This window comes from Nodosilinea sp. E11 (assembly GCF_032813545.1).
GTDB lineage: Bacteria > Cyanobacteriota > Cyanobacteriia > Phormidesmidales > Phormidesmidaceae > Nodosilinea.
Map to the genome: position 1 here is coordinate 2,679,050 of NZ_CP136520.1, position 13,230 is coordinate 2,692,279.

The 13,230-nt window shown below is 55.2% G+C and carries 13 protein-coding genes and 1 tRNA gene; 2 read left to right on the forward strand and 12 right to left on the reverse strand.

What is annotated here, in order from left to right; genetic code table 11:
• Nucleotides 1-2 precede the first annotated feature (2 nt).
• The 7 genes from RRF56_RS14175 to rnhA all read right to left on the reverse strand — a co-directional run bounded on the left by RRF56_RS14175 (nucleotide 3) and on the right by rnhA (nucleotide 7,084).
• Nucleotides 3-539 (reverse strand): peroxiredoxin family protein, encoded by a 537-nt coding sequence (locus RRF56_RS14175; protein ID WP_317038292.1) that lies wholly within the window; start codon nucleotides 537-539, stop codon nucleotides 3-5.
• A gap of 54 nt (nucleotides 540-593) precedes the next feature.
• Nucleotides 594-1,199 carry a peroxiredoxin gene (locus RRF56_RS14180; RefSeq protein ID WP_317038293.1) on the reverse strand — a complete coding sequence of 202 codons (606 nt, stop codon included), beginning with the start codon at nucleotides 1,197-1,199 and terminating at the stop codon, nucleotides 594-596.
• A gap of 150 nt (nucleotides 1,200-1,349) precedes the next feature.
• A tRNA-Met gene (locus tag RRF56_RS14185) sits at nucleotides 1,350-1,421 on the reverse strand.
• 231 nt (nucleotides 1,422-1,652) lie between these two features.
• Nucleotides 1,653-3,740 (reverse strand): peptidoglycan DD-metalloendopeptidase family protein, encoded by a 2,088-nt coding sequence (locus RRF56_RS14190; protein ID WP_317038294.1) that lies wholly within the window; start codon nucleotides 3,738-3,740, stop codon nucleotides 1,653-1,655.
• Between the two features lie 900 nt (nucleotides 3,741-4,640).
• Entirely contained in the window at nucleotides 4,641-5,102 is a 462-nt protein-coding gene (locus RRF56_RS14195) for a tRNA (cytidine(34)-2'-O)-methyltransferase (RefSeq protein ID WP_317038295.1), read from the reverse strand.
• A gap of 229 nt (nucleotides 5,103-5,331) precedes the next feature.
• Nucleotides 5,332-6,483, reverse strand: a complete 1,152-nt coding sequence (gshA, locus tag RRF56_RS14200; protein WP_317038296.1) for a glutamate--cysteine ligase — start codon at nucleotides 6,481-6,483, stop codon at nucleotides 5,332-5,334.
• Nucleotides 6,484-6,592: 109 nt separating this feature from the next.
• Complete coding sequence (rnhA, locus tag RRF56_RS14205) at nucleotides 6,593-7,084, reverse strand: ribonuclease HI (RefSeq protein ID WP_317038297.1); 492 nt, start codon at nucleotides 7,082-7,084, stop codon at nucleotides 6,593-6,595.
• Nucleotides 7,085-7,252: 168 nt separating this feature from the next.
• On the opposite strand from rnhA, the gene RRF56_RS14210 reads away from it, so the two are divergent.
• Together RRF56_RS14210 and RRF56_RS14215 are read left to right on the forward strand one after the other, a co-directional pair.
• Nucleotides 7,253-7,705: a hypothetical protein gene (locus tag RRF56_RS14210; protein WP_317038298.1), complete on the forward strand. Its 453-nt coding sequence runs from the start codon at nucleotides 7,253-7,255 to the stop codon at nucleotides 7,703-7,705.
• Nucleotides 7,706-7,808: 103 nt separating this feature from the next.
• Entirely contained in the window at nucleotides 7,809-9,719 is a 1,911-nt protein-coding gene (locus RRF56_RS14215) for a DNA polymerase III subunit gamma/tau (RefSeq protein ID WP_317038299.1), read from the forward strand.
• Between the two features lie 42 nt (nucleotides 9,720-9,761).
• Here the strand turns inward: RRF56_RS14215 and RRF56_RS14220 are convergent, their stop codons facing one another.
• The 5 genes from RRF56_RS14220 to RRF56_RS14240 form a co-directional block, all read right to left on the reverse strand.
• Nucleotides 9,762-10,115: a phenylpyruvate tautomerase MIF-related protein gene (locus tag RRF56_RS14220; RefSeq protein WP_410510609.1), complete on the reverse strand. Its 354-nt coding sequence runs from the start codon at nucleotides 10,113-10,115 to the stop codon at nucleotides 9,762-9,764.
• A 34-nt stretch (nucleotides 10,116-10,149) separates the two neighbouring features.
• Nucleotides 10,150-11,115 (reverse strand): endonuclease/exonuclease/phosphatase family protein, encoded by a 966-nt coding sequence (locus RRF56_RS14225; protein ID WP_317038301.1) that lies wholly within the window; start codon nucleotides 11,113-11,115, stop codon nucleotides 10,150-10,152.
• A gap of 89 nt (nucleotides 11,116-11,204) precedes the next feature.
• The gene (locus tag RRF56_RS14230) at nucleotides 11,205-11,687 is read right to left on the reverse strand and encodes a flavin reductase family protein (RefSeq protein WP_317038302.1); all 483 of its coding nucleotides are present in this window, start codon (nucleotides 11,685-11,687) and stop codon (nucleotides 11,205-11,207) included.
• Nucleotides 11,688-11,812: 125 nt separating this feature from the next.
• Nucleotides 11,813-12,448: a peroxiredoxin gene (locus RRF56_RS14235; RefSeq protein WP_317038303.1), complete on the reverse strand. Its 636-nt coding sequence runs from the start codon at nucleotides 12,446-12,448 to the stop codon at nucleotides 11,813-11,815.
• A 289-nt stretch (nucleotides 12,449-12,737) separates the two neighbouring features.
• Entirely contained in the window at nucleotides 12,738-13,052 is a 315-nt protein-coding gene (locus RRF56_RS14240; RefSeq protein ID WP_317038304.1) for a DUF6464 family protein, read from the reverse strand.
• Nucleotides 13,053-13,230: the final 178 nt, after the last annotated feature.

The following is a 13,230-nucleotide window of genomic DNA, read 5'->3' on the forward strand; positions in this document are numbered from 1 at the left end:
CCCTAGAGCGTCTCTAAGACCGTCAGCAATCGTTCTGGCGAGGCATTGGGATGCAGCAGCGAGCAGAGATGGCTGTAACGCAGACGGCCCTGGGCATCGATCACAAACTGAGCGGGTAGCGGTGCCCCAAGAGCCTGGCCCGTGTGGTAAGCGCGAAAGGTTGCCCCAGTCTCGTTGCTCAGCAGGGGTAGGGTCAGCTTTAGATCATCAACGACGGCCTGGCCTTGGCGTCGGACCGTGGCGGTAATCACCAAGACCTCGGCTCCAGCGTTGCGGAACTGAGGGTAGGCCTGGTTGATGGCCACCAGATCTAAGTAGCGCTGAGGGCTATAGGCTAGCTCAGCTAGGATGCGACCAAAAATCAGAACTACAGGCTGCTTGCCGCGCCAGTTAGCCAGACGCACCGTTCGCTGGTGGGTGACATCCCACAGGGCAAAGTCAGGGGGAATCTGCCCTAGGGGCAGGGCAAAGCGCGGTGGTCGAGGCACCCAATAGCGCCAGTAGGGAGCAGGGGGCAGCGGTGGGGAAGTCAAGGTCATCGGGGAGCAAAGCGAAGGCTGAGCAACGTCTATTTACAGAGGCCCCCAGGCAGCCTAAACCTGGGCAAAGAATTCCCGCGCTTTGACTGGGTCGGGGGTCATGGTTTTACTGCCGGGCTGCCAGTCTACCGGGCAAACCTCATCAGGGTTTTCTTGCACATGCTGAATAGCCTGCAGCACCCTCAAGGTCTCATCAACCTTGCGACCAAAGGCTAGGTTGTTGATCGTGGCGTGTTGCAACACCCCATCACGGTCAATGATAAACAACCCACGCAGGGCTACGCCGCTTTCAGGATCAAGCACATTGTAGGCAGCGCTGATGTCTTTTTTAATATCCGATACCAGGGGATAGTTCAGATCCCCCACCCCGCCCAGCTTACGCTCGGTTTGAATCCAGGCTAGGTGGGCAAACTCACTGTCTACCGAAATGCCAAGGATCTCAGCATTGAGAGCTTCGAACTCACTGTAGCGATCGCTAAAAGCGGCAATCTCAGTCGGGCAAACAAACGTGAAATCGAGGGGATAAAAAAATAGGACTACATACTTTCCCCGGTAGTCCGATAGCTTAACGATTTTGAAGTTTTGATCGACAACGGCGGTAGCGCTAAAGTCAGGGGCATTTTGGCCTACCCGTAAACAGCCTTCCCTCGTATCAGTCATGCCCTTACTCCCTCAAGGATTTGCCCCATGGCGCGCAATACCATCATAGTACCTAGGTTCGACCGGGGATGAGGATGCGATCGCTTCAACAGAATCAACATCACAGCCTAAGCCTGCGATGAGTCACCCACAATCCAAAGCGATTAAAAATGGCTCAGGCGTGATTTGAACACGCGACCAAGGGCTTATGAGTCCCCTGCTCTACCACTGAGCTACTGAGCCACAGGTAAATATTGGCAGACAAATCAGTGCTTGATCAATCAACCAACGGTTAATAAATTTATCACAGAACCGAGCACATACCAAGTCAGAAACAATAAATTAAAGCTTTCTCCAGCAGCGTTAACCCCAACCAGGCTAGACACCGCAAACGCGAGACGGCAAAACAAAGAAGGCGACCAAGTGGTCGCCTTCCTAAGCTAACTCATCACCTTGCTAACTCATGAACAGCGCCTAGCGCCCAGGCAGGAAGGCCATGGGGTTGACGGTGCCACTGCTGGGCAGGTGTACCTCAAAGTGTAGGTGGGGGCCGGTGCTGTAGCCCGTGCTGCCCATCTCAGCAATTTGCTGACCTTGGCGCACCTGTTCGCCCTGGCGCACCAGTAGACGGCTGTTGTGAGCGTAGCGGGTCATGCTGCCATCGGGGTGGCGAATATCCACTAGGTTACCGTAGCCGCCGGAGTTCCAGCCAGAACGCACCACGGTACCAGCGGCCGATGCCACGATGGGCGTACCCACCGGACCAGCAATATCAATACCTCGGTGCATGCGGCCCCAGCGCCATCCATAACCCGATGTAAACGTACCTTGAGTAGGCCAAATAAAGCCATTCGACAGAGTCGGCGCTTCGGGTAGGAACTCGTTCGCTCCCGGTAGCATCGGCATGTTGGGAGAGACGGTCTGCCCCACAGGCAAATTGGGTAACACCTGGTAGGCATCAGCTCCTAACGGAGCCGCAGCTAACAGCTGACTTGAAGGCGTTACTGTTTCTAGCTGTGCCGACGCCTCAGCCGCCCGTTCAGCTTCAGAATTCAGCGTCGCCACCTGCTGAGGCTCACTCTGGGCCAATTCAGCGACGGGTGCCGCATCAGTAACTGTCCACTGGGTGGTGGCAGTCTGAGCTCCTTCCCGTACCATAAGTGCAGTTTCGCTAGTAGGTTCAGAACCACCTAGACCAGTAGTTGCCAATTCAGGCGGCTCAGGGGTGTAGTACTCCAAAGACACTGGAGCAGCATCCACCGACTCACCAGCCTCACCATTCCGGCTGCGCTCGAGTTCAAGCCGCGCTTCTCGAATCCGGGCATTGAGTTGCTCGCGATCGACTAAGGCGCTGTTAGATTCACGAATGCGGGCCAGATGGTTTTGAATCACCTCTTCTCGAGTTGGGGAAGCCGTAGCCAAGCTGCTTGTGGGCAACGCGGTTGGCTCACTCACTTCAGAGACATCGACTGCTGCTGAAGCTACCGGCAAAGCTAGGCGATCGCCCACCGCTAGAGACTCAGGCCGGGTCACACCGCCATTGTGGCTGAGTAGGTCTTCTAGAGTTACGCCATTGCGAGAAGCGATGGACCAGAGGGTGTCACCAGGCTTGACCTGATAAGACGTGACCATCTCTGCTTCAAGGCTGGTGCTGGGAGTAACTGGCCGCAGGGGTAAGGCCGCTGCTACCAAATCTTTTTTACTGCTAGAGGTTTCAGTGGCTTCTACCGGAGAAATCTCTGCTGCGGGCGAGTCTACCGCAGGCACCGGGGTTGGAACCACTGCCGCCACAGGACGCTCTCTTTCGGTGTGTAGAGGCAAACTATTGGCGAGAACAACAGATGCTTCCGATGCCGGAGCGGTGGCAGCTACCTCATCCTGAGTCCGAGCAACCGCTTGAGTGTCAACTTTGGCGTTCTCGACCTCAGAAACTGACCAATCTACCGGGTCAGAGACCTTAGTCGTTGGCACAGCAGCCAGTTGAGTTACGGCAGGCTGAACCTCAGCCCCAGTCACCGCATTCGCCTCAATGTCCAAGCTCTCGGACGCCGCTTCGGCCAATTCAGCCTCAGCCAGTTCGGCCTCAGCCAGTTCAGCCTCAGCTAGCGCTTCCAGCTCCTCAGCAGTAAGCGGAGCCTCCAATTCACCAATTGCTTTGAGATCATCAACAGATCGAAATCCTCGGTTGGGCAGCAAGCCAGCGGCTGCCACCATATCACCGCCAACTCCGCCAGTCGCAGTACCCTTGAGCGCCAATCGAGGACTATCAGACTCAATAACCAGGTTAGCCAGGCCCACTGCAGGCACCCGAATTACCTGACCTGCCCGTAAAACTTCATCGCTAGCAATACCGTTGGCAGCTTTAATCGCTTGAACATCGGCTTCGTGCTGAGCGGCAATTTGCCAAAGACTCTCACCCGGCTCAACGGTGTGGTAAGCAGACGAGCCAACAGCTGGAGAGGGTGCTGTTTTTAGGGTGTCAGCCTCTTTACGGCTTGCGGCGGGCAAAACAGTCAGGGTAGAGCCATCGGCAGCGAGGGCAAGCTCGGGCTCAGTGAGCAATGGAGCGGAAGCACCAAATGTTAGGGCTAGACCCAACATGGCTGCCGAGGTTTGAACTCGACGATAACCTCCTGAAGTCTCAGGCTGAGAGCCATTCAAATCAGAAACTTGGCAATCAACTTCAGACTCTTTGGGAACTACGCGTTTCAAGGAACGACCTCCTGTAAACCAGCGCTTAACAACATGAAAATCTCTTTGGACTCAAGCCCTGGCGATACCACTAGGAGCGGATATCAAAACCAGTTCACTAAAGCCGTAGAGCAAGCTGTCAGCAACAGAACAACAACGGATCGACAGAATCACGCCTTGGCTAGGTAACAATACCCCGCTTTGGCAACCTAAGCAAGTTTACATGAGTTAACACGGAAAGCAATACTTAGCGGTTCTCTGTCACTTCCCTGAACACTAGGCTCGTGGTCGGGAACTAAGTGAGCACAACATAAACGTTTAACCTTAAAAAAAAGTATTTGGCAAGCGTATAACTTTCATCTCGTCTAGCCCCCTAGGATGTGCATCAACCTGCGGCCGAAGGTAGAAATCTGAGCTTCGAATAGCCGCAAAACCTTTCTCTATCAACTCGATCGCGGCTTTAGCAGCGGGTCTCAATTAAGCCCCTTGATGGCAGCTAAGACCCTAGGATGGAGACTTTAGGTAATGCCATATGAATTTCTTATCGGGTCTGACTAAATTTTGTATCCTCGACAACTACTTATTTTGAATGCGGACTTTTCTAGCTAAATATTCTCTGGATCAGACTAAATTTCACGATTTCAATACAGACATCTAGGAGACTACACCCCGGGCAGCAGGACAATCTGAGGAGGCTCAGGTAGGTGAACCCATTACTCCATCGCCATAAAATGTGCCTAGCCCGTTTGGCTTAAGCCTTGGAGGTTATGGCTAGTTGAGTGTACCCAGTTGACGTAGGGCCTCAAACAGCCCAATGGCAGCACTCACAGAAAGATTGAGACTGCGAACAACAGTGCGATTCATGGGGATATAAGCCGTTTCATCACAGGCCGCAAGCACGGCTTTGGGTAACCCCTCGGTTTCGCTGCCAAACAGTAGCCAATCATTGGGGTGATAGGTCAAATCTGTATAGCTACATCGCCCAGAGGTACTAAAGCCGATGGTGCGCCCACCGCTTAGACGCTGCTGGTGGTGAAAAGTTTCCCAATCGGGGTGCAGGGTGAGATCAACATGGGGCCAGTAGTCTAAACCAGCCCGCTTCAGGGCGCGATCGCTGAGGTCAAACCCTATCGGGGCAACCAGGTGCAGAGGGGTTGCCGTGGCGGCACAGGTACGAGCTATATTCCCCGTATTGGGAGGGATTTGGGGATTGACAAGAACAATAGCAGGCATAGGAATCAGGGTCAGAACAGTGGACTCAGCGGGGGTGCTACAACACCGATCCGGAACAATGGCAGAAATGTCTAGGGGATATAGATTTTATTAATACTTCCTTCCGTAGTTCTACCCTCGACAAAAAATAATCGTAGAGCGGAAATCACGGCTTATACAAGAAGCTTTTCTTATTGCCCCTATAAGAAAAAACGTACCATCTTGGCCCTGAGCAGCCGGCTAAATTGGCCTAAGCAGCACAGGGTTCGCACAGCTCACGGGTGAGTATGGCCTCGCTAGCAGCGACCTCTGCGATCGCCTTCTCGACCACCTGCTGCACCGATTGCCCGGCTTCGTACTGACGCAGCCAGCGCTGGGCCTCGTTGCCTTCCCGTAAAATCTTTTTGACGGGGCTAAGAAAGCAGCTCAGGCCGTTAGCTTTGGCGTAGGGCCATACCTCATCATAGAGCTGTTGGATCCATTCTCGCGCCAAGATAGAGCGATTGTCTTGCCAGTGGTGCAGTTCGGCATCGAGGCTGTGTTTGGCCACCGCACTTTCGTTAGCATCGCTCAGGGCCGCCAGATCGTGGTTTCGGCTGTTGGTCGGAAAATCGCTCAGAATCAGGGGATCGAGATCTGGGTTTTGGATGAGTTGAATCAGCCGGGCTTCGAGCAGAGCGGTGACGGCAAGCAGCGCCACCGGGTCGCTGATCAGATCACAGATGCGCAACTCTAGACGATTGAGATTGTAGGGACGACGATCGCCGTTGGGCCGTACCGACGACCACAGGTGGCGCACATTTTGCATGGTGCCGGTCGCTAGCTGCTCTTCCATCCACTGAATGTGGTGGGCATGGCTGGCAAATAGGGGAACGTAGGCGGGGGTTTTGGGAAACACCTGCCAACGACTGGAATGGGAACCGGTGATGTGACCACCCAAAAACGGCGAGGCGGCGGTCAGCGCTAGGTACAGAGGGGCTTCGACCCGCACTAGACGGCAGGCTCGCATCAGCAACTCTGGGTCTGAAATGCCAATGTTGATATGTACGCTGGCGGTGACCACGGTGGTGCCGTAGGTCTGTTCGATGTAGGTGTGGTAGGGGTTACTGGGATCCGAGCGAAAGAAGCGATCGGTTTCGCCTAGGGCTAAGGTGCTGCCGGGGATTAGGGTATAGTCGCCCAGCCCCTTCAGATATTGACGCAGGGCATGGCGCGGGCGCACCAGTTCGCACAGGAGTTTCTCGTACTGGCACAGGGGCGGGGTGGTGTATTCGACGTTACGGCTGTCGGGCTCACGCACAAAGCCATTTAAGTCGGCCACAATGCGATCGGAGAGACCAATAATCTCTCCTGCCGGAGTGCCGGTATAGATCTCAATTTCAAACCCTTTGGACAGCAGCACGGCATTCCTCGCTGAAGACAGCACTCTATATATATTGAGTCAATCAATTCTGTACTCATACTATCGACCTGTGCCCCCAGCGGCTAAAAGGCATGGGGGAGACTGGTCGTTAGGGTAACGCCGTCGCCAGAGCGATCGCCCGTTTCGCTGCAAAGGCTCGGGCAATAGTGTCACAGCGCTCGTTGCCCACATCGCCAGAATGGCCGCGCACGTACACCCACTTTAAGGGCCGATCGAGACTCTGGTTGACCTCGGTGGTAACGGCGTCTAGCGCTTCCCACAGATCGCGGTTGAGTACCGGCTTTTTAGCTGAATTGACCCAGCCTCGACGCTTCCAACCGGCAATCCATTGGGTAATGCCCTTCAGAACGTATTCACTATCGGTATGAATGGTGACTGCTTCGGTTTGGCCGCGATCGCGCAGTAGGGTAAGCCCGGCGATCGCCGCCTGCATTTCCATACGGTTGTTGGTGGTCTGGGCCTCGCCGCCGCCCAGTTCGTGCACGGTGCCATCGGTCAGGTAAAGCACCGTTCCCCAACCTCCAGGGCCAGGGTTACCGGAGCAAGCGCCATCGGTGTAAATTTTTTCGATGATTGCCATTTACTGTGAGAAATCCTTTAAAGCGCGGATTTAGCCATGGAGGGTTTATTGCTCCAAGGGGGCATTCTAACCATAAGACCAGACTGTCCTCTACGGACGTTATAGATATGGTCATGGGCAGGGTGCACCTACTCGTCGTCACGGCTACCCTAACGGTGAGTTAACCCCATGATGCTACGAGAACTGAAAGCCTTTGAGGCCTGTTGGCTAGATCTTAAAGATATTTACCCCACGAGCAGTCAAGACAACCGGCTGATTGCCCACGCTATGGGGCAACTCGTCGACTTACTTGAGAAACCAACCCAGGTCGAACAAGAGTTGCCCCAGCACTTGAAGGGGCTCTTTCGACAGCTGGCAATGGCTTATTTTCAGGGATATTCCCCCCATCCAGACCTGGACGAGCCAGAGTTGTTAAACTGCGTGCCGCCTCAGCTCCCTTATCCCCGCAGCGATCGCCAGCGCCGCCAGGATATTGCAACGGCTATCGACCAGGTCAAGGTACTAGCCCAGAAAAGCCAGGCCACCCTGTGTCCGAATCGCGGCAAAACGGCCCAATGCCCTATCTCTGAGAGGGAAACCCTCATCATTGATTTTCCAGAGCACTGGCACCCCGCCAGTTGACCTGACCTGGGGATGACCTAGAGGTGAGTCATCTCCTAGGCGACCTGAGAAGAAGACCCGAGCAGAGGACCAGAGAGGGGTTTGGGCGCGGTATCTTAGTACTATGGCCTACGAACCCTTGCACCACAAGTATCGCCCCCAGACCTTTAGCGCTCTGGTGGGGCAAGCGGCGATCGCCACTACCCTGGCCAATGCCCTCACCCAGCGGCGCATTGCCCCCGCCTACCTGTTCTGTGGCCCTCGGGGTACGGGCAAAACGTCTAGCGCCCGCATTTTGGCCAAGTCGCTCAACTGCATTGCCCAAGATCATCCCACCCCAGAACCTTGCGGCATCTGCGAGACCTGTCGCTCGATTACTAACGGTTCGGCCCTCGACTTTATTGAAATCGACGCCGCCAGCAACACGGGCGTCGATAACATTCGCGAGTTGATCGAACGCGCTCAGTTTGCCCCAGTGCAGTGCCGGTACAAAGTCTACGTGATCGACGAGTGCCACATGTTGAGCACTGCGGCCTTTAATGCGCTGCTAAAAACTTTGGAGGAGCCGCCCAGCAATGTGGTGTTCATCCTCGCCACCACCGACCCCCAGCGGGTGCTGCCGACGATTATTTCTCGCTGCCAAAAATTTGACTATCGGCGCATTCCCCTAGAGCCGATGATTGCCCATCTGCGAACCATTGCTGACAAAGAAGCGATCGCCATCAATGACGAAGCTCTGCGGTTAGTAGCCCAGGTTTCCCAGGGGGGGCTGCGCGATGCCCAGAGTTTGCTCGATCAGCTCAGTTTGCTGGAACCACCCATTGCCGCTGACGCCGTATGGGATCTGGTGGGGGCGGTGCCCGAGCGCGATCTGCTGGCCTTGGTACAAGCCATTCTCAGCGACAACAGCACGGCGGTGCTGGATGTAGCCCGCAAGCTGATGGATCGGGGCCGAGAGCCGCTGATTGTGCTGCAAAATTTGGCGGGGTTTTATCGGGATCTGCTGATTGCCCAAATGGCAGGCGATCGCCACGATTTAGTCGCCATTACGCCCCCCACCTGGGCCGAGATGCAAACCCTAGTGGCGAGCCTAGAGACCAAAATTTTGCTGTTGGGGCAGCAGCACCTGCGTAGTGCCGAGGTACAGGTCAAAAACACCACTCAGCCCCGGCTGTGGCTAGAGGTAACGCTGCTAGGGTTGTTGCCTTCAACCTTAGCAGGGCAAGCCGGGGCGATCGCTCCGGCCCCCCTCTCCCAAATTCTGCCTCAACCAGCCCCCCCAACAGCCCCGCCGCCCCAGGGAATTCCCCAACCACCACCATCGGCGGCCCCGCCGGTCGATCAACCCTCATCTCCAGCTAGCCATGGGGTTCCCCCCACCCCAGCAGAACCTCCAGCACCGCCGCCACCCAGCGAACTCGCTCCTCCAGATGCTGGTGATTTGGCCGGTCTTTGGTTGCGGGTGATTGCCACCCTAGAGCCCCTTGGCACGCGCGCCCTGATGCAGCAACAGGGCAGTTTGCTGTTTTTTGACGGGGTGGTAGCCCGCGTGGGCATTAGTTCTAAACCCTTATTTAAGATGGCCCAGGGCCGCGTCGAAAACATTGAAGCGGCCTTTCAGCAAGTGCTAGGGCAGAAAGTGCAGGTCTCGCTAGAGGTACTGCCCGACCCAAAGCCTGAGGCACCAGCCCCAAATATTTCCCAGGCAACGAGCCAGGTTACCGAGTATCGCCCTGCCCCGCCACCGATCGCACCGCCGATCGCGCCATCAGTTGTCAGCCCTACCCCTAAACCGTTGGAAACGGATTCAGTCGTGCCGATCAGCCCGCCGCCGCCTGCTCCAGCCGAGCCGTCTGGTCTACCCGCGATCGCCAGCGATTTTGACCGAGCTGTGAAAAACTTTGCCCATTTTTTCAATGGCCAGGTCGTTGATGTAGACGATGATCCCAGCTTAGGTATAGACAAGATTCCGCTAAAACCTTCCGATGCAGCCGCTAAACAGCCATCTCATCCTGATCGGGATGTTCCCTTTTAAGGGGCGGCCCTAAGGACTGACAGCAGCCGATCTGAAAGACCATTAGCCAAAGGTACCGCCGTTCCAGCCCCACATCGCCCCGGCGGCATCGGCAAACTCAATATAAATACGGTTTTTGGGCACTCCGAGAGCAGTTTCGAGCTGAGCACAAAACGCTTGGCTCATGGCGCGGGTCTTAGCCTCACCCATGGTGCCAACACTTTTGATTTCGACATAACACACGGGGTCGGTGGTGCCGCCAAAAGTCATGGGCACATTGGCCTCAAACGCCGTCATCACGTAAGATTCGGGCTTACCCAGATGGCTGGCGAGGCTGGCGGACAGTTCTTTCAACAGCCCTTCTACCTGGGCAGGATCGGGGGAAGGTATAGAGGTTTGAATTTTAAGCAGGGGCATAGCGATCGCAGCGTCAAAAGGCACCAACCCTATTTTAGGGGTTTGCTGCCTGCTCCAAGGCTAAATCGACCACCACCGGACGATGATCTGAGCCCACCGCAGGGCCAGTGCGGATATTGACCGTCTGCACCCCTGGGCTCACCAAACACTGATCGATCGGAATTGCCAGCAGCAGGGCCGCTGCCTTGGGCCGTTGAGGGTAAGGCCCCGGAGTCGGCCAAGAGGGCAAAATCCCAAATCCTCGGCGGGCGTTGATCAGCCCCGTGTGTTGCACAAACCGTCTGTAGTAGGGCGACCACATAGAAAGATTAAAGTCACCAATGGTCAAGACCGGTGAGGAGACCGTTTGAAGGTAGGTAGCCATAGCCTCTAGCTGCTGGTTGCGCCACTGAAACGACTGACGACGCACAGGAACCTTAAGGTGGGTGGCCAACAGCGTCAGCGATCGCCCCGCCACATCAAGAGTCGTGATTAGACTAGGGGCCGCATAGCGAGAAAACTGCACAACCTCCAGATCGTTCAGCTCCAAGCGGCTAAGCAACAAAAGCTCAGAATTTTCGACCCTTGCCCCCCTGGAGCTATAGGGCAACCGATCCTGTAGAACAGTTAGCCGATCGGCCCAGGTATCGGTCACCTCCATAAAGAAGGCCACATCGGGCTGTTCTTGACGAACTAGGGCCACAACCTCGTCAACCTGCTCGTTCATAACGTGCAGGTTCAGCATCAACACTCGCAGCGCTGGCTGAGGCTGAGAACTCAACGTGGCCACCGGCCAATACCAGGGCAAGATTTGCACTACGGCCAGAATGGCGCAACAGCCCAGCCCTATCCAGGCTAGCCATTGGCGACCGGTTAGCAACAACAGCCCCAGCAATCCTAGGCTAGCGACAAAATATTGCAGCTGAAAGTGGGAAAACAGCTCCAGATAGATGGGCCAACCGTAGTAAGAGGTCAGCAGAGCCCAGGCCGTAGTGCCGAGCAGCACCAATAGTAGAGGCACGGCCATACCCTCCCTCAACCGAGATAAGCGGGTTCTTTTAGCCAGCATCATACCGGGTGGTGCAGTTCGTCGTTCAGTTCAGTTCAGCCTTAGCCACCGTAGTTCCACCCAGTGCTTTCGAGCAACAGCGGTTCGCCATCGCGGTGGATAGCGGCACCGACCACTTCGCCCACAAAGACCGTGTGGTCACCATGTTCTACAGCACCCACCACCCGGCATTCCACATAGCCTAGGGTGTCTTTAATCACGGGGCAACCCGTTTCAGGACCAGGGTAAAACTCAATGTCTTCAAACTTGTTGCCGACCCGACGCAGGGGCTTAAAAAAGTTTTGGGCCAGCTCTTTCTGCCCAGCCTCTAAAAAGCTGAGGGCAAACACCCCGCTAGCTTTGACCATCGCGTGGGAAGCGGAGTCATTTTTGACGCAGTTTACGACCAGGGGCGGCTGAAACGATGCCTGCATGACCCAGCTAGCCGTGAAGCCATTGAGGTCATCGCCATCCTTGACGCCACAGATATAGAGACCGTGGGGAATTTTGCGCAACAGCGTCTTTTTAGCTTGTTCGTCTAGCACAATATACCTACTTAGAATGCGTCTCTAGAGGCAGTGTAATACAGCGATCGCGCCTTTTTTCTACTCAATTGGGCAGAAAAAAGGCGCACCGTAGTGCGCCTAGTGTGGTGGGTAACCGCTCAGACCTACTTGTTGGGCTGAGGAGTCATGCGCAGGTAGGGTTTAATTTCGGTCACACCCTTAGGAAAGCGCTGCTTAGCTTCTTCGGTCGGAATGGTGGGGGCTACGACCACATCGTCACCATCTTTCCAATCTACGGGGGTAGCTACGCTGTAGTTATCGGTCAGCTGCAGCGAATCAATCACCCGCAGAATCTCGGCAAAGTTGCGTCCGGTGCTCGGCGGATAGGTGATGGTCAACCGCAGCTTTTTGCTGGGATCAATCACAAACACACTGCGCACGGTGACTTTAGCGTTGGCATTGGGGTGAATCATGCCATAGAGGTCAGAGACCTTTTTGTCGTCGTCAGCAATGATTGGGTAGTTGACGGTCACACCCTGGGTCTCATTGATGTCACCAATCCAGCCCTGGTGAGAATCAGCACTATCTACGCTGAGGGCAATCACTTTAGCGTTGCGCTTTTCGAACTCGGGCTTAAGCCGAGCCACACTACCCAGCTCAGTGGTGCAAACCGGGGTATAGTCGGCGGGGTGAGAAAACAGCACCACCCAGCTATCGCCAGCCCAGCTGTAAAAATCGATCTCACCCTCGCTGGTTTGCTGGGTGAAGTTAGGTACTTGATCACCAAGTTGAAGCGCCATATCTAATCTCCGTTTGATCTCGTCTTGACAGGTTGCAAACAGCGTTGCTCAGGATTCACTCACGCTATTTTCCCATAAACCCCGGTATTCCGGTCGGAGTTTAGAGGATTATCTTAATGATTGTATCGCAGCCCCCCAGAGCTGTGGGCGATCGCCCCCTCAGGAGCCGAGCCTTAGCCCCTGAGCCCGGGGTGCCAAAAACCAAAACACCCAGGGAAATGCCCCAGGTGCTTTAGTTCACGTTTGTCGTCTGGTCATCGCCTGACCTTAGAGCCACCGAGCAAACATCCTAAACCTGTCGGTCAAATACTTTGGGAGCATAGGCGCTACATCCATCGCAAGGACCCATGGGATTCATCGCACAGCGCAAATAGGGCGATCGCGCATTTAGATCGCAGGTAATGTCGCCAATCATGTAGCCCATGCCATCAACATAGTGCATGTCACCATTGCCATCTAGCAGCTTGAACATGCTCTGCCCCAGCCCCGTTGGCAGCATGGAGGGCTCATTGCATTTTTCGTTTTGGTCAGCCCGAACACTCATCCACGCCGAAATGATGGCTGGAGTAAGCCCGACAACGAAAATCAAAAAGATAATGAGCATGAACCTGCTGGATTATGAAACTAGCAAAAGTATCCTAACTCGCTGAATTAGCCAACCCGCCCACCGCCACTGCGGATTGGTACGTACCGTAGTGTTACTTAGTCTTTCGCAACACTGGCTACAAAAAAGCGCCCCAGGGAGTTTGCGCTCTAGGGGTTGTGGCCGGAGTCTGCTTAGC